Genomic DNA, 24,448 nt, shown 5'->3' with positions numbered 1-24,448 from the left:
CGACGTTGTCGATTCCGAGGAGGTGCACGCAGATGTTGAGCAACACTGTCGTCCTCGGTCGGCCGCGAACGTTCGCCGGCTGACCGAAGCCGCGCCGGGCCCAGCCCACACCTGACGCCACGGGCGTCCCACTCCTCCATCGTAGTTCGCGTCGAGATCGACGCCGTCCGTCAGGACCTCCTTTCATGCTTGCACCGCATCGCGCGCGCCACGACTTCCCGCCCGCAATCCCTGCCGACTCACGCCCGGACGTCCGGACACCGAGCCGGTTCCTGTTCTGGTTGATCCGCTCCTACGGCTGGGTGGTCCCGGCAATGACCCTTGCCGCAGCCACTTGGCTGATCCCGGCCGCGTTCACGCCGTGGCTCCTCGGCCGCGCCATCGACGCGGGGGTCTCGGGCGGCGTCGAGGCCTCCCTCGGCTGGGTGGCGGGGCTGCTCGGCGTCATCGTCGTCGGCGTGGTCGGCGGCATCGGCTTCCACACGTTCGCCGTGCGGATGTGGCTGCTCGGCATCTACGGCATCCAGCGTCGCGTGTCCCGGCAGGCGGTCCACCTCGGCCACGTGCTGAACCGTCGCGTCCCGACCGGCGAGGTACTGAGCGTCTCGTCGTCGGACAGCGACCAGTTCGGCGCCACGATCGACGCGTTCGGCCACGTCATCGCCGCGGCCATCAGCTTCCTGCTGGCGTCGGTGCTCATGCTGACGACGTCGCCGAGCCTCGGGGCCGTCGTGCTGATCGCCGTGCCGCTGCTGATGACGGCCTCGACCCCCGTACTGCGTCCGCTGACCCGGGCGCAGTCGGCCGAGCGCACCGAGAGCTCCACGCTGACGTCGCTGGCCAGCGACATCGCCACGGGGCTGCGGATCCTGCGCGGCGTCGGCGGCGAGCGCACGTTCGCCGGCAACTACGAGCGCCAGTCGCAGAAGGTGCGCGCCCTCGGCGTGCGGCTCGGCACCTGGCAGGCGGTGGTCGAGGCCATCAGCATCCTGCTGTCCGGACTGCTGCTCGTTGCGCTGGTCCACCTCGGTTCGCTCCAACTCCTGGACGGCACGCTCGGCGTGGGCGAGCTGATCAGCTTCTTCGGCTACGCCGTGTTCCTGACCTCGCCGATGCAGACGTTCTTCGACTTCGCGCAGAAGTGGGTGCAGGGTCTGGTGGCGGCGGGCAAGACCATCACGCTGCTCGGCGCCGAGTCGCCGTGGGCCCCGGCTCCGCGGCAGCTCGGCCCGGCTCCGGTGCTGCACGACGAGGCCTCCGGCGTGACGGTCAGGCCCGGCCGGATGCTGGGCGTGGTCTCGGAGGACCCCGACGCGTCGGCCGCGCTGGCCGACCGCCTGGGCCGCTACCTGCCCGAGGGCGCCCCGGAGAACAGCGGCGAGGACGAGCTGAAGGGCCGCGCCAGGCGGCGTGCCCGGCGCGAACGGCTGGCCGAGCGGGAGCGTCGCGCCCGGGAGGACGCGGAGATCGCCGCCCGCCCGTGGGGTGTCAGCGCCGACGGCGTGGACTACTCCCAGCTCGACGTCGCCGACCTGCGCCGCCGCGTCGTGGTGTCCCACACCGGCGCCATCCTGTTCTCCGGCACGCTGCAGGGCGCCGTCGACCCGTGGGGAACACACACCCGCGAGCAGGCCGAGCGCGCGCTCGAGGTGGCCTCCGCCGAGGACATCTACGCCTCACTGGCCGATGGCTGGCAGGGCCGGATCGACGAGAAGGGCCGCGGCCTGTCCGGCGGCCAGCGGCAGCGGATCGTCCTGGCCAGGGCGCTGCTCAACGACCCCGACGTCCTGGTGCTCGTGGAGCCCACCTCCGCGGTGGACGCCCACACCGAGGCGCGGATCGCCGAGCGGCTGGTCCGGTACCGCGAGGGCCGGACCACCGTCGTCGTGACTGCCTCGCCGCTGTTGCTGCGGCGCTGCGACGAGATCGCGGTGCTGGTGGACGGCCGCGAGGTGGCACGCGGCCACCACGACGACCTGCACGACCATCCTGACTACCGCCGCGTCATCGCACGTGGCATGGAGGACTCAGATGAGTGAACAACTCCTGGAAGCCACCTCCGCCGACACCTGGCGCGAGGGGCCGCTGCCGTCGCGCCTGCCCGAGGGGTTCGAGGTGCCGGTCGGCGCCGGTCCGCGCAGGCGGGTCAGCGCGTTCCGTCGGCGCCACAGCGTGCGGAGCGCGACGGCGAAGGCCGTCTACGACGACGCGCGGGCGCCCGAGCGCGGGTTCCCCGTGGCGACGTCGGGGCAGGCCGCCGGGTTCCTGGGCGGGCTGCTCAACACGCGTCGGGCCACCCTCGGTTGGGCCATCGGCCTCAACGTCGCGGCGGCCGGTGCCGGCCTGGTGGCCCCGCTGCTGCTCGGTCGGCTGATCGACGACGTCACCGCCGGGGCGCTGGGCCGCTCCGGTCTGACCACCACGGTTGGCATCATCGCCGGCGTGATCGTGCTGCAGGCGCTGCTGACGTTCGGCGCCAGGCGCGCCTCGGCGGTGCTCGGCTACGACCTGCTCGCCGCCGCCCGCGAGGAGGTGGTCCGGATCGTGCTGCGGCTCCCGCTCGGGCACGTCGAGTCGTCCGGGTCGGGCGACCTGCTCACACGGATCACCTCCGACGTCAGCAAAATGGCCGCCGCGGCGCGCTGGGCGTTCCCGAACCTGATCGTCTCTGTGGTGCTGATCGGGGCGACCATCGCCGCCATGGTGGTGAACTCGTGGGTGCTGACGCTGCCGATGCTCGGCACCGCGGTGATCATGTTCTTCGGTGGCCGCTACTACCTCTCTCGCGCCACCGCGGGCTACATCACCGAGTCGGCGTCGTACTCGGTCATCAACTCCACCACCACGGAGACGGTGGAGGGTGCGCGCACCGTCGAGGCCCTCGGCCTCGGGCGGCAGCGGGTGGCGCAGCTCGACGAGGACACCGAGCTCTCAGCCCAGGCCGAGCGCTACACCATGACCTTGCGCAACATGCTGTTCGCGATGGTGGACTCCTCGTTCCAGCTGCCGCTCGTCGGAGTCGTGCTGCTCGGCGTGTGGGGGCACTCGCAGGGCTGGGTGAGCATCGGGCAGATCACGACGGCCGCCCTCTACGTCTCGCAGCTGCAGGGCCCCCTCGACCGTGTGATCGCGGTCCTGGACCACCTGCAGCTGGGGATCGTGGCGACGGCGCGCCTGATCGGCGTGGCCCAGCTCGAGGACGACAGGACCCCGGGCGAGGCCGAGCCGGAGGGCGTGAAGCTCACCGGCAACGGCCTGCGCTTCGGCTACCGCGACGGCGTGGACGTGCTGCACGGCGTCGACGTCGACCTGCGCCCGGGCGAGCGGCTCGCCATCGTCGGGCCGTCGGGTTCGGGCAAGTCGACGCTCGGTCGGCTCGTGGCCGGCATCAACCGGCCTCGCGTCGGTGACGTGACCGTCGGCGGCGTCGACGTCATGGACCTGCCGCTGGACCGGCTGCGGACCGAGGTGGCCCTGGTGACGCAGGAGCACCACGTGTTCGTCGGCACCGTGCGCGACAACGTCGTGCTGGCGCGCGAGACCAGCGCCTCCGACGCCGAGGTGCAGCAGGCGCTGGTCACCGTCGGCGCGTGGGGCTGGGTCTCCAAGCTTCCCGGGGGGCTGGATGCCGAGCTCGGGCACGGCAAGGCCACGCTCACGCCCGCGCAGGCGCAGCAGGTGGCGCTCGCACGGCTGATCATCGCCGACCCCCACACCCTGGTGCTGGACGAGGCGACGTCGCTGATCGACCCCTCGTCCGCCCGACACCTGGAGGGGTCGATGGCCGCGCTGCTGGAGGGTCGCGCGGTGATCGCCATCGCCCACCGGCTGCACACCGCGCACGACGCCGACCGGATCGCCGTCGTCGACGGTGGCCGCATCGTCGAGCTCGGTGACCACCACGAGCTCCTCGAACTCGACGGCCAGTACGCCCACCTGTGGCGCACCTGGCGCGACTGAGGAGCGGGCTGAGGTCTCGACACGGACCGCCCGTCCCTCGCGGCGCTACTCGACCAACGGAGAACACCACCCCGCTCTCGAGCAACGGAGAACAACCACCCCGATGGTCGAGTATGCCGCCCAGCGCCCGTGTCGAGACCCCCACGCGCACAACTGGCCCTTGCACATCTGGATGGACTCTGCGAAGCTACTTGCGCGCGCAAGTAGCCGTGAGACGAAGGAGTCGACCAGATGTCTTCAGCCGCCGAGGTGAGAGCTCACTTCATAACTTCCGAAAGCCCGTGCGGGGCCCCGGAGCATCCCGCCCTGTACGTGCGGCGTGAGTTCCAGGTCGCCGAGGGCTTGCGGAGCGCCACGCTCCGCAGCACTGCGATCGGGCTGCTGGAAGCCCACCTGAACGGGCGGCGGGTCGGCAACGAGGTGCTCGCGCCGGGCTGGTCCTCGTACCGGCACCGCCTGGTACTGAGCACGCACGACGTGACGGATCTGGTGCAGGTAGGGGCCAACGCCGTCGGCGCGATCGTCGGGCAGGGATGGGCGGTGGGCCGGATCGGCTGGGAGGGCAAGTCACACCACTGGTCGGACCAGCCAGCTGTGCTGCTCGAACTCGAGCTCGACTACGGCGACCGCACCGAGGTCATCGGCACCGACGAGACCTTCAGCACAGGCACCGGCGGCGTGCGCGCCAACAGCATCTACGACGGCGAGACCTACGACGCCACGCTCGAACCGAGCGGCTGGGCCAACGCCGGACCCACCGAGGGCGACTGGTCCCCCGCGATCCGCTTCGATTGGGATACCGACGCCCTGACAGAACCCACTACCGCGCCCATAACGCGCACCGAGGAACTCACTCCCCGGGAGATCACAGACAAGGGCGACGGGAGGTTCATCGTCGACTTCGGTCAGGTGCTGACCGGGTGGCTGCGGCTCACCGTCAGGGCCGAGGATCCCGGCCAGCGGATCGTCATGCGGCACTCAGAACTCCTCACGAAGGAAGAGCTGGACCTTCGAACCCTCCGCACCGCGAAGGCGACCGACACGTTCGTCGTCGCCGGCCCGGGGGAGGCCACGTTCGAGCCGCGGTTCACGTTCCACGGCTTCCGCTACGCCGAGATCTCGGGTCTCAACGGCGGACTCTCGCCTGACGACGTCGTCGCCGTGGTGGTGCACTCCGGGATGCGACGCGCGGGGTGGTTCGAGTCCTCCAGCGCCGAACTGGACCAGCTGCACGAGAACGCCGTGTGGTCAATGCGGGGCAACTTCGTCGGCGTCCCCACTGACTGCCCGCAGCGCGACGAGCGCATGGGCTGGACGGGCGACATCAACGCGTTCGCGCCCACCGCGGTGCTCCTCCACGACGTTCACGACTTCCTCGGGACCTGGCTGATGGACGTCCGGGCCGAGCAGGCGGCAGCCGGCTTCGTCCCATGGGTGGTGCCCGACGTCAGCAGCGCACCTTCGTCACCCACCGCACTGTGGAGCGACGTGGCGGTGAACCTCCCCGGCGTCCTGTACGACGAGTACGGGGACAGAGCAGTGCTGGAGCAGTCCTACGACTCCATGGTCACCTTCACCCGCAGCGTCGCCGCACTCCTCGACGACGCGGGCCTGTGGAGCACCGGCTTCCAGTTCGGCGACTGGCTGGACCCGGACGCGCCCCAGGACAACCCCGCCGGAGGCAAGACCGACCGCCACCTCGTCGCCACCGCGTTCCTCGCCCGCACCGCCCGGCAGATGGCGGAGACCGCGCAATTGCTGGGCAAGGACGACGACGCCACCGAGTTCACGGAGCTCGCCACCCGCGTCCGTGAGGCCTTCCGCAGGGAGCACGTGACGCCCTCGGGCAGGGTCACAGGCGAGTCGGCCACGGCCTACGCGCTGGCCATCACGTTCGGACTGCTCGAGGATGACCAGGTCTCGAAGGCCGGGGAACGGCTCGCCGACCTGACCCGCGCGGCCGGCAACACCATCTCCACCGGTTTCGCCGGAACCCCGTTCATGCTGTCTGCACTCACCCTGGCCGGTCAGTTGGAGACGGCCTGGGACCTCCTCATGGAAACTCGCTGCCCGTCGTTCCTGTACCCGATCAGGATGGGAGCGACCACGATCTGGGAGCGCTGGGACGCCATCACCCCCGACGGCGAGCTGAACGACCACGGCATGACGTCGCTGAACCACTACGCGTTGGGAAGCGTCGTCTCTTGGCTCTACGAGACCGTGGCCGGGCTCGCGGCGGCAGAACCCGGTTGGCGCCGGCTCAGGATCGCACCGCAGCCGGGCGGCGGCCTGACCCACGCGAAGGCCACCCACGACACCGTGCTCGGGCGCGCCGAGGCCGGGTGGCGAATCGAATCGGGCTCGATGACCGTTGAAGTGACCGTCCCCACAGGAGCCCAGGCCGACGTGGTGCTGCCGTTCAGCCAGGAGCCGACGTTCGTCGTCGGGCCCGGCAGGCACAGCTGGACCTATGACCTGCCGGCCGGTCACGGCGACCGCCCCGAGTTCACGATGGACACCCCACTGTCCGAACTCGTTGCCGACTCGAAAACATGGCAGGCGCTGACCAGAGTCTTCAGCGTCCACCTCCCGGGCATCCCCATCGACGGTAATGATCCACAGGCCCGCGCGATATCGCTGAACACGATGCTCGACTTCGTGCCGGGCGCCACCGACTCATTCCGGTCCGATCTCGAGGCCACCCTCGCCCTCCCCGACCACGCCTCCTGAACTCACAACACCACACCGAAAGCAAAGGAAAAGCCATGGCAAAGAAGCCACTGGGACTCGACACACAAGGCATCCAGAAGACGATGCGATTCCACAATTATCTGGGCGACGGCGCCGCGCAGCTGGGCCTCAACGCGCTCACCGGAATGGTGGGCATCCTAGTCTACTTCTACACGGACAAGGTTGGGATCGCGGCAGCCGCTGCCGGCACCGTCATGTTCGCTGCACGATTCCTCGACGCGTTCACAGACCTCGCCATGGGCTGGGTCATGGATCGTACGCGCTCGAGGTGGGGACGGGCCCGGCCGTGGCTGTTGTGGATGGCGGGCCCCACCTTCCTCGCCGTCGTCCTCATGTTCACGGTCCCGGCCGTAGGCAGCGACGGTTCGAAGTTCGCCTATGCCTTGGCGACCAACACCTTCGCTACAGCGATCGTCTACACCGCGGTGGCGATCCCCTTCGGCAGCATGCTGTTCTACACCACCCGCAGCACCGAGGAGCGGTCGAAGATGGGCGTCATCAGGGCCGTGTTCGGCTACCTGCTTGGCATGGTCATCGTCATCGGCTACATCCCCATCACCAACGCACTCGGCGGTGACCAGCGGGCGTGGGTCATCTTTGCCGTCGCCATCGGCGCAGTGGGCGCGATCGGATTGGTCGTGGCATTCCTCGCCAATCCGGAGCGCAACGCCGACGCCCCCGAGGAGGCGCAGCAGCGCGTTCCCTTCCTCGAGGGCCTGGGGCTGCTGTTCCGCAACAAGTACTGGGTGATCATGCTGGGGGTGATGAGCTTGGTCAACATCGTCTACGGACTCGCCGCCGGCTCCAGCATCTACTACGTGAAGTGGATCCTCGGCGACGAGAACCTGATGGCTGTCCTGGGCGCCGTGGGCCTGGTCCCGGTGGTGGTCGGCTTTGTCCTCATCGCCCCCATGGTCAAGCGCTTCGGCGCCACCGCAACGGTCCGCATCGGCCTCCTGATCGGCATCGCCGCCAGTCTGGTCCGCGTCGTGTTCCCCTACGACCTGTGGGCGCTGCTCATCTTCGGTTCCCTGGTCACCTTCGCCACCATCCCGATGATGGCCATCGGCGGCGTGCTGGTGACCAACACCATCACCTACGGCGAGTGGAAGCAGGGTCGGAGACTGGTGGGCATGGCGAACGCGGCGAACAGCTTCGGCATCAAGGTCGGTACGGGTCTCGGGGCTGCCGGAGTGGGTTGGATCCTAGCCCTCGGGGCCTACGACGGCACCGCCGCCGCCCAGCCGGACTCAGCGATCGCGAGCATCCTCGCCGTCTCCATCTGGGTGCCGGGACTCGTCCTCCTCGGCATGTACGTCCTGCTCCACTTCTACGACCTCGACGCCAAGTACCCGCAGATTGTGAAGGAACTCGACGAACGTGCCACCGCCGCCGAGGCGCAGCGAACCGCGCAGGTCTGACCGCCCTACGATTGAGGAGTTCGCCACATGGAGGAGACAATGCCCAGCCCGCTCAAACGCGTGACGGCCGCTGACGTCGCCCGCGCTCTCGGCATCTCCCGCGCCACCGTCGGCTACGTCCTCAACGACACCCCCGGCCAGAGCATCTCGGAGGCCACGAAGCGCAAGGTGCTGGAGACGGCGAGCAGCCTGGGGTATCAGCCGAACCGGGCCGCCCAGGCACTCGCCAGCGGCAGCAGCCGGATCGTCCTTCTCCTCCTGCCGGACTGGCCCTTGGATCACAGCATGCGGGCACATCTGGACGAGACCTCCCTGGCGCTCGAGGAGGCCGGGTACTCCCTGGTCACCTTCACCGAGCACCCGGGCAGCAGAGCCAGACCGTTGTGGGAGACGCTCGACCCCGACGTCGTCATGAGCCTCACCGACTACACCGACGAGCAACTGGCCTCGATGCGCGCCTGCGGAGTCCGGCGCGTCGTGCACCAGGGACCACCCACCATGGGGCAGCTCGGCTACGCACTGGGACCGCAGTACTTGGTGGAGCACCTGGTGGAGCGGGGCCGGCGGCGGTTGGCGTTCGCCGGCTCCCCCGATCCCCGCTTGGCCGACCTGGTCGGGGAGCGACGACGACTCGCCGACGCCACCCACCGCCAACTCCTGGGCAGCGGCCTGGTAGCTGGCGCCGACCTCAACCTCGACAACGCCGAGCAGATCATCCGGGAATGGGTGAGCAGTGGTGTCGACGGCGTAGTCGCGTACAACGACGACGTCGCGGCCCTCGTCGCAGGCACAGCGCTGCGGCTGGGGGTCGGAGTGCCGGACTCGTTGGCGATCGTCGGCCACGACGACTCCCCGATCGCGCAGCTGTACTTCCCCAGCCTCACCAGCATCCGCATGGACTACAAGGGCATGGGTCGATACCTCGCTTCGCTGGCGCTCGGGGAACTCCAGGGGCGCAACTCCCACGACCTCACCGAGGTCGAGTTCCGGGCCACCCTCGTGCCCCGCGAGTCCAGCTAGTCACACCGAACCAACCCACCCCTCCCCTTTCCCCAATCGAACCGGAGAACCTCCAATGCATGAGATGGCCTACCGAGATCCTGCGCTACCCGTCGAGGACCGGGTGAATGACCTGTTGCACCGCATGTCCGCGGAGGAGAAGGCCGGCCAGCTGACGCAGTTCTTCTACTTCGGCAGCTTCACAGCGGTCCCGGACGACTTCGACCTTGAGTCGTTGCCCCCGGAGCACCGCGCCTTCGTCGAGCAGCCCGCGATGGTGCGGCAGGCGGTCCGCGACGGCCGGGCCGGCTCCCTGTTGTTCGTGAAGGACGCCGCCGTGGCCAATCAGATGCAGCGGATCGCGATGGACGAGACACCATTGGGGATCCCCTTGATCTTCGGCTACGACGTGATCCACGGTTTCCGAACCATCTTCCCCGCACCGATCGGGATCGCTGCCAGCTGGGATCCACAGCTGGCGGAGGACGCCCAGTCCGTGGCGGCGCGGGAGGCCCGCGCCGCCGGCATCCACTGGACTTTCGCGCCGATGGTGGACATCACCCGCGATGGACGCTGGGGCCGCATCTTCGAAGGTGCCGGCGAGGACCCGTGCCTGGGATCCGCCATGGCGGCAGCGCAGGTGCGGGGGTTCCAGGGCGACCTCGGCCGGGAGAGCCTGATCGCCGGCCCCAAGCACTTCGCCGGCTACGGCGCCAGCGCGGGCGGCCGCGACTACGACGACGCCGACATCTCCGATGCCGAGCTCCATAACGTCTACCTGCCGCCGTTCAGGGCGGCCATCGATGCTGGCGCCGGGAACGTCATGAGTGCCTACATGGACCTCAACGGGGTCCCGGCCAGCGGCAACAGGTGGTTGCTGACCGACGTGCTGCGCGACCAGTACGGCTTCGACGGCTGGGTGGTCAGCGACGCCAACGCCGTCCGCTCGCTCGAGACCCAGCACTTCGCGAAGGACCTCACCGACGCGGGGGCCCGCGCCTTGGGCGCCGGGCTCGACATGGAGATGTGCATGTTCGAACCCGCGTACGCAAACCTCCCCTCCGCGCTCGAGCAGGGGCTGGTCACCAAGGACGCCTTGGACCAGGCGGTGCATCGGGTCCTGACGGCCAAGTTCCGCATGGGACTGTTCGAGAACCCCTGGGCCGACGAGGAGCAGGCGCCCCCCGTCCTGGGACGCGACGACCACCGCGAGGCGAGCCGCACAGCCGCGGAACGGGCCACCGTGCTTTTGAAGAACTCCGGTGTCCTGCCCCTGGCCGATGGTGGCCAGCGGATCGGCGTCTTCGGCCACCTCGCCGATTCCCGGCGCGACACCCTTGGGCCCTGGGTCTTCGCACACGACCTGGACGAGACCGTCACCATCCTGGCGGGACTCCGCGCCCGCGCAGGCGACGTCGAGGTCGAGTTCGTACCGGCAACCGCGGTGCCGCAGCGCCTGTCCCCGTCGATCTTCGACCAGCAGGAAACCACCCCGCTGCCCGCCACCCCGGCGGACTTCGACGCAGCCACCGAACGGGCCCGCGCCGTCGAGACCGCCAAGACGTGCGACGTCGCCGTCGTGGTGCTGGGGCAGCCGCAGAACATGATCGGCGAGAACGCGTCGGTGTCCACGCTGGACCTGCCCGAGGACCAGATCGAACTCCTCAAGGCGATCCACGCCACCGGCACCCCCACCGTCGCCGTGGTGATGACCGGGCGTCCCGTCGACCTGCGCTGGGCGCAACACAACGTCGAGGCCATCGTCCAGGTCTGGTACCCGGGAACCCGGGGCGGCGAGGCCGTGGCCCGCGTCCTCTTCGGCGACGTCTCCCCCGCCGGCCGCCTGCCCTTCACCTGGCCCCGCCACGTCGGGCACGTCCCGATCCATTACGCCCACCACCGCACGTTCGCCCCGCAGGACCAGGACAAGCGCTACTGGGACGAACCGAGCACACCGCTCTACCCGTTCGGGCACGGCCTGAGCTACTCCTCCTTCGAGTACGGCGACCTCGAGGTTCCCGAGAACCTCGGCGTCGGGGAGACGGGCGAGGTCCGGTTCACCGTCACCAACACCGGCGAGTCGACATCCGACGAAGTGGTCCAGCTCTACATCCACCAGCGCCACGGCACCTCGAGCCGCCCCGTCCGTGCGCTTAAGGGCTTCCAGCGCCTGCACCTCGGCCCTGGGGAGTCCCGACAGGTCACGCTCGAGCTTGGCCCCGAGCAGCTGCGCTACTGGAGTGCAGTCACGCGTGACTGGATCCAAGACGCGACGGTCCTCGACGTGTGGGTCGGCGGTGATTCGACCGCGGAACTGACCGCCACGGTCACGGTGACAGCATGACCACCGCCGCTGGCTTCATGGCTTCGCGTGAGAGGAATCACCCTCGACCTCGGCCTTGCTCCCGGTAACCAGTGTTGGCCCGGACCGACGACCTCGATCAGTTCGAGAGCGAGAATCCGCATCCCCCGCTGGTGAGTTTGGACATCCCTAGACTGGCATCATGCTGCCACCGGTGGAGCGACCCGCCACCGCCGAGGTCGAGCGCAGAGCCGCGCCCGCCACGGCGGTCACTCGGCACGCGACAGAAGCCACCACGCACCGAGGACCCGCGCCATGGATGCGCTGATCTTCGACTGCGACGGCGTGCTCGCCGAGACGGAGCAGCACGGCCACCTGCCCGCGTTCAACCAGGCCTTCCGGGAGTTCGGTCTGCCGGTGTACTGGTCGGAGGAGGTCTATGCCGAGAAGCTGAAGATCGGCGGCGGCAAGGAGCGCATGGCCGGTGACCTCTCCACCGAGATCTGCACGGACCACGGGCACCCCGGCCGGCGTGCGAGGCAGCGACTGCTCGAGCAGTTGCACCTGCGCAAGTCCCTGCTGTTCCAGGAGCGGGTAAGGAGTGGCGAACTGCGTCCCCGGCCGGGTGTTCGACGCCTCATCGCGGACGCGGTCGCCGACGGCTGGACGGTGGCGATCGCCTCGACGGCGACCGAGTCCTCCGTCCGGGCGGTGCTGGAGAGCGTCGCCGGAGAGGAGCTCGCCGGGAAGTGCCACGTGTTCGCCGGCGACATCGTCGCGCACAAGAAGCCTGCCCCGGACATCTACCTGAAGGTCATCGGAGAGCTACAGCTGGACCCGGAGCAGTGCATCGTCATCGAGGACAGCGCCCGCGGCTGCCAGGCCGCCATCTCTGCCGGGCTCGCAACCGTCGCCACCCCCAGCGCGTACACGATCGGGCAGGACTTCACCGGCTGCGCGCGGGTACTGCCCCACCTCGGCGACCCGGAGGACCCCATCCCCGACGGCGACGAGTACGGCGACCTGGCCGGCCGCCACGTGGAACTGAGAGATCTGCGAAACATCCTGCACCGCCACGGCCACGGCCACACCTGACCGCGGGACTGTCCGCGGCCAGCGAGCTGTGTGCGCCGGACGCGGTCAGTCGGCGCGAGTCCCCCGCCGCTCGGGCAGGTTCGTGGTCGGCAACGGCCAGATGCGAACGACCTGGGTCCCGGGGGCCAGTGAGGCCAGGGGCCCGACGGGGTGGTCGAGATCCTCGCTGAGCTGGTTGCCCAGCAGGTCGGTGTCGAGCACGAGATCACTCCCGTCGGGAGAGTCGAACGCCGTGTCCGCCACTCGCACTCGACCCAGCTGGGAGCCACGCACGACGGCGTGAGCGGGGAGAACGAACGATGTGGGTAGCCGGAACTCGAGATCAACGGAGCCGTCCTCATCCGTGAGTAGGCGAATCTCCCCCTCCGCCAGGGTGTGCGCCCCGTCCTCGCGACGGCAAGGAGTGTTTCCGGGGAGATAGAGGTTCTGGGCCACCGTGACGGGCTGCATGACCTCCACGAACCGCTGCTGGTCACCCCAGCCCTTCCCGACCTCCACGAGGTACTCGTCGAAGGTCGACGGCGCGTCGTCGTAGACGTCCGTGCCGAACCCGACCCTCGAGGCCGTCGAGACCGTCCGCGCGGAATACGGCTGCGCGGATGAGTCGCCGGCGAACACGTTGCCGATGATCCGGTCGTCGCCGCCGAAGATGCCGACGTAGCCGGCCATCTTGGTGCTGTGCGGCAGGTGGTACGGGGTGGGCCGGTCTGGAACGGGTTCGAGCCGGACCGATCCGAGGACCAGGTTGTTGACGTAGGCGCCGCCCTGGCTGAAGTTCTCCAGCGCGGCCTTCGAGCCGAACACGTTGTGGTCTACGACGTAGGGGCCGTGGCTGACCTCGATGAACAGGTCGCGGGCATTCGAGTGGAACACGTTGCGGGTCACGCGCGTGCCCTGGGTCTGCCAGTCGAGCCAGATGGCCGAGACGCAGTCGTGGATGTGGTTGTCCGAGATCACGACGTCGATGGGCGCGTGCAGCTTGATGCCGCCCAGCTCGTGGCCGTAGAACTCCCGCCGTGTGGCGATGTTGTGGATGTGGTTGCCGCTGATGGTGGAGAAGGCGCAGCCGAGGTGGCCGACGATGCCGGTCTGGCCGCAGTCGAAGATGACGTTGTTGCGCACGACGTGGCTACCGACTCGCTCCTTGGACCAGCCGAGGTCGGTCGCGGTGAAGACTGACTCCAGTTGGTACTGGTAGCCCGGCTTGTCCTTGCGCTTCACGGCGTAGTTGTGGCCGCTGCGGATCTCCTTGCCGAGGGAGATCGCCGAGCACTTGCTGTCGTGGAGGATGTTGTCCTCGATGATCCAGCCCCTGGACCAGTTGGGCCCGAGCATTCCCGGCTGGTCCGCGGTCGGCGGGGCCCACGGGGTGGCGGCATGGGCCATCTCGAATCCACTGACGGTGATGTGGTCGACGTGGTTGTTGACCGGGTAGAACACGGAGCGGCGGACGTTGAACTCCAGTAGGTGCTCCGCCGGGTTCCTGCCGCCCAGGTTCACGTGCAGCGTGGTCACTGCCGAGTCCACGGCGCAGTGCCAGACCAGGCTCGTGTCCCGGGCGTCGGAGCTACTCTCGTGGGGCAGCCCCGTCCAGTCGTCCACCACAGGATCGACGGCCGCAGGCTCCCGGACCTCGTCCAGCGACGTCACTTCACGAAGGGCCACACCGTCGAGGTACACCTCTCCGAGGTGGAGGCGCTCCCCCGGTTGGTTGGGCCTGATGAACCAGTCGCCGCCGAGTTCCTCCAGGTACGGGTTGAAGTCACCGAAGACGTGGTTGGGGACCGACGTCGCCCAGACCCCCGGTGCCACCTCGCGCCAGTCGTCGGCCACCTCGGAACCCTTGATGACGACTCGCTCGCCGTCCGCGGCGCGGAACACGATCCGCCGGTTGGCGTCGAGTCCGCCATGGGGCGGTTTGACCCACTCGCGGTACGTGCCCTCGTGGACCACGACGACGTCCCCGGGCAGCGCCAACGCTGCAGCTCGGTTGATGGTCAGCAGTGGCGCCGAGGCCGAACCCGCGGCGGCGTCGTCCCCATCCTTCGCGACGTGAATCTCCATGGAATCCCTGCTTGCTCCTTGTTGAGTCGAGACAAATCGCGCCGTCAGCCCGTGCTGGCACGTCCGCTCGTTCGAAAGTTTTTCGTGATTCTTAACGAAAAGCTTGAGGCGGATACTAGCAGTGCCGACCAGTGTGGCAACAGGGGACGTTCAGGGTTGCCGTCTCGGGGCGGTGGTCAGGACTGGCTCGCAGGGGCGGGGCCCGTGCTCTCCCGCCGGATCAGCGAGGTGGCCAACTCGATGTGCCGCGAAGCGGGGCTGCGTCCGGCCGCCATGGACAGGATCGTCTCCACCGCCATCCGCCCGAGTCCCTCGAGGTGCTGGTGGACGGTTGTCAACGGCGGCGTGGTCCAAGTTGCCTGTGGGGTGTCGTCGAAACCAGTGACGCTGAGCTGCTCCGGGACCTGGATGTGCAACTCGTGGGCAGCTGCCAGCACCCCGACGGCGATCTCGTCGCTCGCGGCCATGATGGCCGTCGGCGGCTGCGTCGAGCCGAGGACTTCACGCGCCTGCTGCATACCGCTCTCCACCGTGAACTGGCCGGATCGGATCAGCGACGGGTCGACGGAGAGGCCGGCCGCATCCATCGCTGCCTGGTAGCCGTAGAGGCGGTCACGGGCGGCGTCGGAGGTCTCCGGGCCACCGATCCAGGCAATGCGTCGGTGCCCCAGCCCGATGAGGTCCTCGGCGGCAGCGCGCGCACCGGCCCAGTTGCTCGACCCGATACTGACCACGGGGCGGTGTTGCGCGTCCACGGGGTCGACGATCACGAACGGCACGTTGGCCTCCGCTGCCGCGCTGATCAGTTCACCAGGCGCCGAGAGGGTCAGACCGATCACCCCGGCGACGCCGGCGGCCTGCTGGTCGGCGATCCACTCGTTCGCCACCGGGCGCTGGGTGCGCGCTGCCCGGTCGGGCGCCAACCGAGTCACCAGGTCGACCCCGGACTCGGTGCTCGCAGCCAGGACACCCTGGAAGACGCCGAGGATGTACGGCGAGGCGGGGACGTCGAAGACGACGACCACGGACTGGCGCGAGTCGTCGCGCGCCGGCCCCGTCGTCGGGCGGTACCCCAGCTGCGCCGCGGCACCCAGGATGCGCTCACGGGTCTCGGGCGAGACGTCGCCGCGCCCATTGAGGGCCTTCGAGACGGTCGCCTGCGAAACGCCTGTGGCGGTGGACACGTCAGCCAGGGTGGGACGCTTCTGGCGCTGCGGACTGGACACACTCCCCCTAGGGACGAAAACTTTTCGTTGAATCTCCAAGATAGCAGCCCGAATCACACTGGTGAAGAGAATCCATGAGGGGCTGGACACCTTTTGGTTCCTCCTCTAAACTAAACCCGTCCCGCAAGTTTTTCGGAAAGTATTTCGGCACCGAGGCCGTGAACGAGGCGCAGTCCAGGGTGGACATGCTCCGCTCCACTCCCCAGTGACCGAGACCCTGCACCCCTGCGTGCAGGACAGACATTGGATCCATGGACACGAAAGGAACCGGACCATGAGGATCAAGACGAAGTTGTCGAAGGCTGTCGTGCTCACTGCGGTGTCAGCACTCGCGCTCACCGCCTGTGGAGGCGGAGGGTCGGACGACGGCGGTGGTGGCGAGGCCAACGATGCCAACAAGCCGGATCAGCTCACTGTCGCGGCCTGGATGGACTTCCCCCAGGACGTTCTGGACGCCTTCCAGGAGGAGCACGGCATCGAGGTGGTCGTGAACTCGTTCGCTGACGGCGCCGCCGCCCAGGAAGTGCTGCGCAACGGCCTCGGCGCCGACGGTGCGGGCCTCTCGGACGTGCACCTGATCGAGCTCGACTGGTGGACGGAGATGATGGCAGTGCCCGAGGACTGGGTCGAGCTGCCCGAGGTTCCCGGCCGCTGGGTCGAGTGGAAGGTGAAGCAGGGATCCGTCGACGGCAAGATCACCGGTTACGGCACGGACATCGGCCCGCTGGCCATCGCCTTCAACGAGGAGATGCTCTCAGGTTCCGGCCTGGCCACCGACCCGGAATCGTTCGGTGAGTTCATCGGTGGGGACTCGGCCACCTGGCAGACGTTCCTCGACGCCGGGCGCGAGTACGTCGCGGCCAACGACAACTACTTCATCGACTCCCTCACCAACGGCTTCCAGGCCGCCATCAACCTCCTGCCCGCCGCGTTCGAGGACCCGGAGTCCGGCCAGCCCTACAACCTTGCGGACAACACCGAGGTCAAGGACCTGTTCATGATGTTCGCCGAGGCCGCCGAGGACGACATCTCGGCAGGTATCGCCATCGGACACAACGACTGGGGCGCAGGCTTCCAGAACGAGCAGTGGGCCACTGTGGTCACGCCCGCGTGGATGTCCGGAATCATCGCCGACAACGCCGACGGCATCCCCGGCTGGCGCATCGCGGGCACGTTCCCCGAAGGTGGCGGCAACTGGGGCGGCTCCTTCTTCTCCGTCCCGGCAACGGGCGAGAACACCGAATGGGCCGTGAAGCTGGCCGACTACCTCACCACCCCCGAGGCCGCCGTGTCCTGGTTCAACACCACCGGGCAGTTCCCGTCGCAGCTCGAGGCCATGGAGAGCCCCGAGATCTCCGACACCGAGAACGCATTCTTCGGTGACCAGCAGGTCGGCAAGATCTACGGCGAACTCGCAGCTGCTGCCGGCGACTCCGCCGCCGGTGGGTTCCGCGGTGAGAACTTCGCCGGCATCCAGACGCTGGTGACCGACGGCATCCGCCTCGTGGAGTCCGATTCCGCAACCGCCGACGAGGCATGGGCCTCGGTGGTCAAGAACTTCGAGGCCCTCGGCTTCGACACCGTCAGGTGATGGCTGGCCCCCCTGCCCCCGACCCCGGGAGCAGGGGGGCGCCCGCCCGTGGCCCCGTCGGGGTCACTGGCCTGACCTGAACCACGCAACAAACAAGACTCCGGAGGGCCTGCGACATGGCAGCAAGCACCGACTCAGCGCGCGTACCGCGACGCGTGGGGTGGGGACAGAGGGTATCCAGGTGGGACGTCAAGGTCGCCCCCTATCTGTACATCTCGCCGTTCTTCATCCTCTTCGCGATCTTCGGGGTGTTCCCGCTCCTGTTCAACATCGTCGTCGCGCTCCACGACTGGCACCGTCGCGCCGGGATGGGCGACTTCGTCGGCATCGACAACTTCACCTGGGTCCTGCAACAGCCGCTGTTCTGGCGCTCCCTGGAGAACACGTTCTCGATCTTCTTCTGGGGAGGTGTCCCCCAGCTGGTGCTGGCGCTGCTTATCGCTGCGATCCTGGACCAGAACCTCCGCGCCAAGACCTTCTGGCGCATGGGAGTCCTGATCCCGTTCGTGGTGATGCCGGTGGCCACGGCGATGATCTTCGGGCAGGTCTTCGGACAGTTCGGGCTCCTCGTGCCCAACCTCCACGAGATGGGCCTGCTGACCGATCTCGACTCGCCGTTCTTCCAGGACCGCCTGCTTTCGCACATCGCGATCGGCTCGATGGTGGTCTTCCGGTGGACCGGCTACAACGCGCTGATCTTCCTCGCCGCCATGCAGGCCGTCCCCCGGGAACTGTACGAGGCGGCCACCGTGGACGGCGCGAGTCGGTCCCGGCAGTTCTTTTCCGTGACGATCCCGAACATCCGGCCCACCATGATCTTCGTGGTCCTGACGATGACCATCGGCGGCCTGCAGATCTTCGACGAGGCCCGCATGTTCGACGGCAGCGGCACCGGTGGCGGTAAGGGCGGCGCCGACAACCAGTGGACGACGATCGTGCTCTACCTGTTCAACCTCGGCTTCGGGGAGTGGCAGGACCGACTGGGCCAGGCCGCAGCGGTGGGCTGGATCTTCGCCCTCATCATCTGCGTGGTCTCGATCATCAACTTCTTCTTCACGCGCTCGATCTCGTCCTCCGGCGCCAAGACGTCCAAGGGGTCCCGGGCCCGCTACCAGGCTGCACTCGCCGAACTCCGGGCAGGGGCTGCCCAAGGATCCGCCGCCCATGCTCGGAAACCCCAGAAGGTGGCGGCGTCGACCAGCGAATCCAAGCAAGGAGGCAACCAGTGAGCACTCCGTTCATCGAGAACACTGCAGGGCGCGGCGCGGCGAACTACGCCCGGAGGCGCGCCGCGAAGGGCCGCCCGATCCGGCAGCACAACTCCACGGGCCAGGCTCCGGGCTGGGCCAGCTACGGGATCCTGAGCGTGGTGCTCCTGCTCTCCATCTTCCCCCTGTACGCCTCGGCGATGTACGGGTCCTCGACGACGCAGGAGGTCGCGAGGGCGGTCGGGACGCTGCCGCACTGGCTCCCGACCCCGACGCTCATCCAGAACATGTTCGAGGTCCTCGGCGCCTCGCAGTTCAGCTTCGTGGAGGCGTTCCTCAACTCCCTGTTCGTTGCGGTGGTGGTGACAGCCGCGACGGTGTTCTTCTCCACGCTGGCGGGCTTCAGCTTCGCGAAACTGACGTTCAAGGGCCGCCGTGCGCTCTACGTCACAGTGATCGCCACCCTTGCCATCCCCGCCCAGATCGGCACCATCCCCATGTTCATCATGATGAGCGAGTTCGGGTGGATCGACACCCTGCGGGCCCTGACCATCCCGGCGCTCGTCGGTGCGTTCGGCGTCTTCTGGATGACGCAGTACCTCGAGGAGGCGCTGCCGTTCGAACTGGTCGAAGCAGCACGTGTCGACGGCGCCTCCATGTTCCGCACCTTCTGGTCGATCGCGATGCCAGCCGCACGGCCAGCCGCCGCCACCCTCGGTCTGTTCACCTTCGTGGGGTCCTGGAACAGCTACTTCTGGCCGTCCGTGGTCATGCGCTCGAAGCTCACCATGCCCCTGGTCATCCCCCAGCTACGGGGAGCCTTCACCACCGACACCGGTCTGGTGATGACGGGTGTGTTCCTCGTGGCCGCACCCCTGCTCGTGGCGTTCGTCTTCGCGGGAAAGCAGCTGGTCACGGGCGTCATGGCCGGAGCCGTCAAGGGCTGACGGCTCCCGGCGTCGGCGACAGCGGCTGCGTGCTGGGAGGCAGGGTGGCGTCAGTACCCGCGGCTGGCGTCAGCCACCTCCGCGCCGGACAGCTCCTGCACGAACTCCTGTCCCGTCATGGGGCGGGAGAACATCGGGTAGTCGTACTTGATGGCGTTGGCGTGCTCCTCGTTGCTGGTGGCGCCGACGCAGTCGGTGAGGGTCACGACGTCGTAGCCGCGCTCGTAGGCGCTGCGCATGGTGGACTCGACGCAGCAGTTGGTCAGGAAGCCGCCGATCGCGATCCGGTCGATCCCCTTGCTGCGCAGGATGAAGTCCAGGTTGGTGCTGCCGAAGGCGTCGAGGCCACGCTTGCCCTCGACGATGATGTCCTCCTCGGCGGGCTTCATCTCGTCAGTGATCTCGGCACCCCAGCTCCCGGCCACGAAGGCGTTGGAGTCGACCACGCCCGAGAGGATGCCGTAGGGGTGGTTGGTGATCTCCCGGTAGCCCTCCTTGAAGCTGATCGGGATGTGGATGATCGTCGCGCCAGCGTCGCGGGCGGCCTGCACCACCTCCGTGGAGTTGGCGAGCATGTTCGTCTCCGCCATGTTGGCCTCCACCGCGCCGTGGAGGGCGCCGCCGCTGGTGGTGAAATCGTTCTGGTACTCGATCAGGAGCAGTGCGGTCTTGTCGTTGGCCATTGGGTCCCCTTCCCTCTGCGCGCCCTCGTTGGCGCATGGCCTCAGTCAACACCAAGGCCCGGTGGGCGACAAGGGATTTCGTGCAGCCCGATTACCCAGCAGTTGGCAGCACCAGCCCACGGATGACCGCCTCGACGACGGGCCGGACCTCGCCGTCGTCCCCGCGCTCGACGGCGTCCAGGAGTTCGGAAAACCGCCGGGAAGACTCCGTGGCAGTGACGTTGCGCATGCACCGACGCTATCTGACTATCTGAATTTCGAGATCGCGCCGACGAGCAGACGCATCGTCGACCCCAGCGGCACCAGCCGAAACCAACCCGGAGGGTCAGAAGGGGTGGGCTGCAGTCTTCAACGGGTGGGGGCCGGTGAGCGGAATGTGACGCCATACGAGCCGTGCCGAACCAGTACCCGGGTCAAGGTGCACCAGAATCGTGTGTGGGGTCTCGGCCAGGCGGAGTTCGGCGTCGAAGCAGCCGTCCCGCCAGGCCCCACTGGCGGCGACGACAACCTCCAACCCACCCGGCGCGAGCCAGTTCGACTCGACCCATCGCCCGTCACCGATCCGCGTGACCAGACCGCCATCCGGGTGCGCCAGCGTCATGACATGGCCGTCATCGGAGGGCTCAAGCGTCACCTCAGCGAATGCCGGGGGAAGCTGCGACGACGCGGTCAGCGGGAGCGTGAGTGAGGACCTGCGTTCCGACCCACCAAGGGGAACATGCTGGAGCTTGGCCAGCCGGTCGGCGAGTTCGGCGTCGGCACCGGGGTCGGACGTGGTGCCATCCATCGCTGGGATGAGGTGCTCCCAGAGCAGGTCCAGCACGGATGCCATGTCAACGGTCTCGGATGTGATGGCCACCACCGCGTCGTGCTCCGGCAGTACGACGGCGAACTGGCCGAAGGCGCCGTCGCCACGGTAGCCGTGGCGCTGGTTCCAGAAGGAGTAGCCGTACCCTCGTTCCCAGTCCCCGGCGTCACCAACCTTGGAAACCGTTGTGGGGAGGGGTGCTTCCGCAGCATAGTCGGCGGGCACGATCCGCCTGCCCTCCCAGACGCCGCCATCCAGCCAGGTCTGGGCCAGCGCCAGGATCGACGGCGTGGTGACGTGCAGTCCGCTGAACCCCAGGTCGCGTCCCTGGTGGGTGCGTTGGGCCTTGGCCGGGGCGCCACCGAACGGGTCCAACAACAGCCGGCGCACGTGCGCCGAGACCGGCTCCCCCGTGGCCGCGGCAATAGCCTGCGCAACCAGGTAGGTTCCCACCTGGTTGTAGGCCCAGACCTCGCCCGGTTCGCCGTCGGGTTCGCGCTCAAGGATCAAGGAGAGGAGCTCGTCGTCACCGTCGTCATCCGACCGCGGCGGCTCGTCGTCCCCGCGCCAGACCCACGCGTCCTCGCTGTGTCCCACTGTCATCGAGATGCAGTGACGCACCGTCACTCGGCGCCACCGCTCCGGGACCGAGCCGAGGTCCCTCAGGTAGGACCACACCGGCGCATCCAGCGAGATGACACCCTCACCCACAAGGTGACCCAGCACCGTCGAGGTGAAACTCTTGCTCAACGAGTACCCCAGATGCACCCGTCCACGCTCGTAGGGGGACCACCAGCCCTCCGCGATCACTTTTCCGTGGCGCGCAACCATCAGGGAGTGCAAGCCGTGCCCGGGAGTCTCGAGGGCGTCCAACAGACGCAGCAGCCCTCGTGCGTCGACTCCTTCGGCGGAAGGCGAACTGGGTGACATTGCCATGCGGTCACACTAGCCCGCGATCGACCTTCACAGGCAGCTGTTCGTCGAGCCCTCGGCCTAAACTCACAGGGATGGACTGATCCCTTACCTACTGCTCCCAGGACAAGCTGCCGAGGCGTTCGAGTTCTATGCATCCGTCTTTGGCGGAAGGGCGAGGCTGGTCACTTACGAGCAGGCGGGGCGCACCGACGGCCCGGCCGACGCCATCACGCACGGCATGCTCCTGGATGGACCTGTCGAGATCGCGGGGGCGGATGCCGGCGCCGGCGACGACACCGTGCACATGGCGGGCATGTTCTTCTCGCTGCTCGGTACGGCCGAGCACGAGACACTACGACGCTGGTTCGACGCGCTCGCCGACGGCGGCGAGGTCATCGACCCGTGCAGAAGCGCCCATGGCGAGACCACGACGGCACCCTCGTTGACCGGTTCGGGGTCCGCTGGCTGATCGGGCACCAGGGCTGACCTCTCAACACTGCGACACCAAAGCGCGGTTGGCGCCCGCGCCCTGGCCTTTGGCCCCGATGGACGTCACTTCCCCGGCTCAGTTGCGCAGCTAAGGACAACGACGCTGAGCAATGGCCAACGCCCGTCGGCGGACAAGCGGCAGTCGAGGATAGACGAACGGTCCGAACACCCCTCGGGCACCACGGTCGCGTCGGCCCACTCGACGGCGACATCGGCCACCTTGATTGACGCCGTATGGTTCATATCCTGCACCGTGCGCCCGCAGACCCGGCGCGTCAAGGCACAGGTCACCCGCCTACGCCTCCAACCCGTACCCGCTGACCTCCCCGACTCTATCGACGCCCGATGGCATGCGCGCAAGATGCTCATGAGTCAGGTCACCCAAGTCCCGACCCGCAAATCTGAGCATGAGACCGCGGCGCCGTGGAAGACGCTAGTCTTCTCCCGCGGGGACAGATTCCCCCACAAATGGTGAAGTTGCCTGAGGGAGGAAACTGAGATGGTATCCGATCTGGTATCGAAGGTTCGGATTCGCGAGAGATTCGTTGTCGCCATCACGCTATTCGCAGCAATTATGCTCCCTCTCGGCGCCTCTAACGTCGCGGCCGAGGGCCTTCCCGCCCCGTCGTTGGTTGAGGCGGTGTTGTCTCCCACCGATGGACAACTCGAACTCGACGAGACCCTTTCCGTATCAGTGACTTTCCAAAGTGATGTCCCGATCTCAAGCATGTACATCTCGTGGACCACACCCACCGGCGGAAGGCACTCCGGAGGCATCTACTCCTGGACTAAATCGGGAGACCACTATTCCGGCTCAATCAAATGGACGTTATCGGAACCGGATAGCTGGCCCTCCGGACAGTACTCACTAGAGGCCCTATCCGTGACCGACACGACGGGCCGCACTACCTACTTCGCAGGCCCAGGCCAAATCCACGATCCCAGACTTGCACCAGACAGCCTCGACTTCACCGTAACCAACAGCATCGCACCCCCGGCACCTCCGTCGTTGGTTGAGGCGGTGTTGTCCCCCACCGATGGACAACTCGAACTCGACGAGACCCTTTCCGCATCAGTGACTTTCCAAAGTGATGTCCCGATCTCAAGCATGTACATCTCGTGGACCACACCCACCGGCGGAAGGCACTCCGGAGGCATCTACTCCTGGACTAAATCGGGAGACCACTATTCCGGCTCAATCAAATGGACGTTATCGGAACCGGATAGCTGGCCCTCCGGACAGTACTCACTAGAGGCCCTATCCGTGACCGACACGACGGGCCGCACTACCTACTTCGCAGGCCCAGGCCAAATCCACGATCCCAGACTTGCACCAGACAGCCTCGACTTCACCGTAACCAACAGCATCGCACCCCCGGCACCTCCGTCGTTGGTTGAGGCGGTGTTGTCTCCCACCGATGGACAACTCGAACTCGACGAGACCCTTTCCGTATCAGTGACTTTCCAAAGTGATGTCCCGATCTCAAGCATGTACATCTCGTGGACCACACCCACCGGCGGAAGGCACTCCGGAGGCATCTACTCCTGGACTAAATCGGGAGACCACTATTCCGGCTCAATCAAATGGACGTTATCGGAACCGGATAGCTGGCCCTCCGGACAGTACTCACTAGAGGCCCTATCCGTGACCGACACGACGGGCCGCACTACCTACTTCGCAGGCCCAGGCCAAATCCACGATCCCAGACTTGCACCAGACAGCCTCGACTTCACCGTAGGCACGTTCGTAAGCCCTCCCACCGATACCGCGGCACCGGTGCTGCAAGAGTTCGACTACACACCCACCGCCATCGACGTCGCGGACGGCCCCCAAGAAGTAGTCGTCACTGCCCGAGTAACCGACGCCACCGGCGCCGCGGCACCCACCCTGATCCTGTCTTCTGACGACACCACCCAAACGCTTGGCTTTGGTGAGATGACCCGCATCTCGGGTACCGCCCAAGACGGCATCTACCAGGGCACCGTCAC

Annotated in this window: 17 protein-coding genes; 12 read left to right on the top strand and 5 right to left on the bottom strand. The window is 67.6% G+C overall.

Annotation, left to right across the window (positions count from 1 at the left end; genetic code table 11):
- Positions 1 to 185 precede the first annotated feature (185 nt).
- The 7 genes from FOJ82_RS10175 (at position 186) to FOJ82_RS10145 (ending at position 12,528) form a co-directional block, all read left to right on the top strand.
- Complete coding sequence (locus FOJ82_RS10175) at positions 186 to 2,039, top strand: ABC transporter transmembrane domain-containing protein (RefSeq protein WP_143938387.1); 1,854 nt, start codon at positions 186 to 188, stop codon at positions 2,037 to 2,039.
- A complete protein-coding gene (locus tag FOJ82_RS10170) occupies positions 2,032 to 3,960 on the top strand; it encodes an ABC transporter ATP-binding protein (protein WP_143938386.1) in 1,929 nt (642 codons plus the stop codon). The genes FOJ82_RS10175 and FOJ82_RS10170 overlap by 8 nt, the downstream gene beginning before the upstream one ends.
- Before the next feature lie 231 nt (positions 3,961 to 4,191).
- Positions 4,192 to 6,690: an alpha-L-rhamnosidase gene (locus FOJ82_RS10165; protein ID WP_143938385.1), complete on the top strand. Its 2,499-nt coding sequence runs from the start codon at positions 4,192 to 4,194 to the stop codon at positions 6,688 to 6,690.
- A 35-nt stretch (positions 6,691 to 6,725) separates the two neighbouring features.
- A complete protein-coding gene (locus FOJ82_RS10160; RefSeq protein WP_143938384.1) occupies positions 6,726 to 8,132 on the top strand; it encodes an MFS transporter in 1,407 nt (468 codons plus the stop codon).
- A 27-nt stretch (positions 8,133 to 8,159) separates the two neighbouring features.
- Positions 8,160 to 9,152 carry a LacI family DNA-binding transcriptional regulator gene (locus tag FOJ82_RS10155; RefSeq protein WP_221933115.1) on the top strand — a complete coding sequence of 331 codons (993 nt, stop codon included), beginning with the start codon at positions 8,160 to 8,162 and terminating at the stop codon, positions 9,150 to 9,152.
- A gap of 55 nt (positions 9,153 to 9,207) precedes the next feature.
- Positions 9,208 to 11,475 carry a glycoside hydrolase family 3 N-terminal domain-containing protein gene (locus FOJ82_RS10150; protein ID WP_221933114.1) on the top strand — a complete coding sequence of 756 codons (2,268 nt, stop codon included), beginning with the start codon at positions 9,208 to 9,210 and terminating at the stop codon, positions 11,473 to 11,475.
- Between the two features lie 273 nt (positions 11,476 to 11,748).
- Positions 11,749 to 12,528: an HAD-IA family hydrolase gene (locus FOJ82_RS10145; RefSeq protein WP_143938382.1), complete on the top strand. Its 780-nt coding sequence runs from the start codon at positions 11,749 to 11,751 to the stop codon at positions 12,526 to 12,528.
- 45 nt (positions 12,529 to 12,573) lie between these two features.
- Here the strand turns inward: FOJ82_RS10145 and FOJ82_RS10140 are convergent, their stop codons facing one another.
- Together FOJ82_RS10140 and FOJ82_RS10135 are read right to left on the bottom strand one after the other, a co-directional pair.
- A complete protein-coding gene (locus tag FOJ82_RS10140) occupies positions 12,574 to 14,592 on the bottom strand; it encodes a right-handed parallel beta-helix repeat-containing protein (RefSeq protein ID WP_143938381.1) in 2,019 nt (672 codons plus the stop codon).
- 176 nt (positions 14,593 to 14,768) lie between these two features.
- Positions 14,769 to 15,776 carry a LacI family DNA-binding transcriptional regulator gene (locus tag FOJ82_RS10135; protein WP_221933113.1) on the bottom strand — a complete coding sequence of 336 codons (1,008 nt, stop codon included), beginning with the start codon at positions 15,774 to 15,776 and terminating at the stop codon, positions 14,769 to 14,771.
- A 316-nt stretch (positions 15,777 to 16,092) separates the two neighbouring features.
- Between FOJ82_RS10135 and FOJ82_RS10130 the strand changes: the two genes are divergently transcribed.
- The 3 genes from FOJ82_RS10130 to FOJ82_RS10120 all read left to right on the top strand — a co-directional run bounded on the left by FOJ82_RS10130 (position 16,093) and on the right by FOJ82_RS10120 (position 19,564).
- A complete protein-coding gene (locus tag FOJ82_RS10130) occupies positions 16,093 to 17,409 on the top strand; it encodes an ABC transporter substrate-binding protein (RefSeq protein ID WP_143938379.1) in 1,317 nt (438 codons plus the stop codon).
- Between the two features lie 116 nt (positions 17,410 to 17,525).
- Positions 17,526 to 18,638 (top strand): carbohydrate ABC transporter permease, encoded by a 1,113-nt coding sequence (locus FOJ82_RS10125; protein WP_143938378.1) that lies wholly within the window; start codon positions 17,526 to 17,528, stop codon positions 18,636 to 18,638.
- Complete coding sequence (locus tag FOJ82_RS10120; protein ID WP_143938377.1) at positions 18,635 to 19,564, top strand: carbohydrate ABC transporter permease; 930 nt, start codon at positions 18,635 to 18,637, stop codon at positions 19,562 to 19,564. The genes FOJ82_RS10125 and FOJ82_RS10120 overlap by 4 nt, the downstream gene beginning before the upstream one ends.
- Positions 19,565 to 19,614: 50 nt before the next feature.
- Here FOJ82_RS10120 and FOJ82_RS10115 read toward each other — a convergent pair whose 3' ends face one another.
- From FOJ82_RS10115 to FOJ82_RS10110, 3 genes are all read right to left on the bottom strand, one after another.
- On the bottom strand, positions 19,615 to 20,247 hold the full coding sequence (locus FOJ82_RS10115) for a cysteine hydrolase family protein (protein WP_143938376.1): 633 nt from the start codon (positions 20,245 to 20,247) through the stop codon (positions 19,615 to 19,617).
- A gap of 91 nt (positions 20,248 to 20,338) precedes the next feature.
- Positions 20,339 to 20,476: a hypothetical protein gene (locus FOJ82_RS16230; protein WP_185975726.1), complete on the bottom strand. Its 138-nt coding sequence runs from the start codon at positions 20,474 to 20,476 to the stop codon at positions 20,339 to 20,341.
- 96 nt (positions 20,477 to 20,572) lie between these two features.
- The gene (locus FOJ82_RS10110; RefSeq protein WP_143938375.1) at positions 20,573 to 21,991 is read right to left on the bottom strand and encodes a serine hydrolase domain-containing protein; all 1,419 of its coding nucleotides are present in this window, start codon (positions 21,989 to 21,991) and stop codon (positions 20,573 to 20,575) included.
- A 217-nt stretch (positions 21,992 to 22,208) separates the two neighbouring features.
- Here FOJ82_RS10110 and FOJ82_RS16490 point away from each other — a divergent pair, with 217 nt between their 5' ends.
- A complete protein-coding gene (locus tag FOJ82_RS16490; protein ID WP_221933112.1) occupies positions 22,209 to 22,439 on the top strand; it encodes a hypothetical protein in 231 nt (76 codons plus the stop codon).
- A 519-nt stretch (positions 22,440 to 22,958) separates the two neighbouring features.
- On the top strand, positions 22,959 to 24,448 hold a 1,490-nt coding region (locus FOJ82_RS10100; protein WP_143938374.1), incomplete at its 3' end, for a hypothetical protein.

The organism is Tessaracoccus rhinocerotis, assembly GCF_007197885.1.
Lineage (GTDB): Bacteria > Actinomycetota > Actinomycetes > Propionibacteriales > Propionibacteriaceae > Arachnia > Arachnia rhinocerotis.
The sequence above is the reverse complement of the archived record's forward strand: the minus strand, read 5'-3'. Positions and strand labels throughout refer to the sequence as shown.

What these genes read in the sequence shown, in the direction of transcription:
- FOJ82_RS10110 (WP_143938375.1), bottom strand. Translation starts at nt 21,991, where the DNA reads ATGGCAATGTCACCCAGTTCGCCTTCCGCCGAAGGAGTCGACGCACGA.
- FOJ82_RS10140 (WP_143938381.1), bottom strand. Translation starts at nt 14,592, where the DNA reads ATGGAGATTCACGTCGCGAAGGATGGGGACGACGCCGCCGCGGGTTCG.
- FOJ82_RS10170 (WP_143938386.1), top strand. Translation starts at nt 2,032, where the DNA reads ATGAGTGAACAACTCCTGGAAGCCACCTCCGCCGACACCTGGCGCGAG.
- FOJ82_RS10115 (WP_143938376.1), bottom strand. Translation starts at nt 20,247, where the DNA reads ATGGCCAACGACAAGACCGCACTGCTCCTGATCGAGTACCAGAACGAT.
- FOJ82_RS16230 (WP_185975726.1), bottom strand. Translation starts at nt 20,476, where the DNA reads ATGCGCAACGTCACTGCCACGGAGTCTTCCCGGCGGTTTTCCGAACTC.
- FOJ82_RS10175 (WP_143938387.1), top strand. Translation starts at nt 186, where the DNA reads ATGCTTGCACCGCATCGCGCGCGCCACGACTTCCCGCCCGCAATCCCT.
- FOJ82_RS10155 (WP_221933115.1), top strand. Translation starts at nt 8,160, where the DNA reads ATGGAGGAGACAATGCCCAGCCCGCTCAAACGCGTGACGGCCGCTGAC.
- FOJ82_RS10145 (WP_143938382.1), top strand. Translation starts at nt 11,749, where the DNA reads ATGGATGCGCTGATCTTCGACTGCGACGGCGTGCTCGCCGAGACGGAG.
- FOJ82_RS10160 (WP_143938384.1), top strand. Translation starts at nt 6,726, where the DNA reads ATGGCAAAGAAGCCACTGGGACTCGACACACAAGGCATCCAGAAGACG.
- FOJ82_RS10150 (WP_221933114.1), top strand. Translation starts at nt 9,208, where the DNA reads ATGCATGAGATGGCCTACCGAGATCCTGCGCTACCCGTCGAGGACCGG.
- FOJ82_RS16490 (WP_221933112.1), top strand. Translation starts at nt 22,209, where the DNA reads ATGCTCCTGGATGGACCTGTCGAGATCGCGGGGGCGGATGCCGGCGCC.
- FOJ82_RS10165 (WP_143938385.1), top strand. Translation starts at nt 4,192, where the DNA reads ATGTCTTCAGCCGCCGAGGTGAGAGCTCACTTCATAACTTCCGAAAGC.
- FOJ82_RS10130 (WP_143938379.1), top strand. Translation starts at nt 16,093, where the DNA reads ATGAGGATCAAGACGAAGTTGTCGAAGGCTGTCGTGCTCACTGCGGTG.
- FOJ82_RS10125 (WP_143938378.1), top strand. Translation starts at nt 17,526, where the DNA reads ATGGCAGCAAGCACCGACTCAGCGCGCGTACCGCGACGCGTGGGGTGG.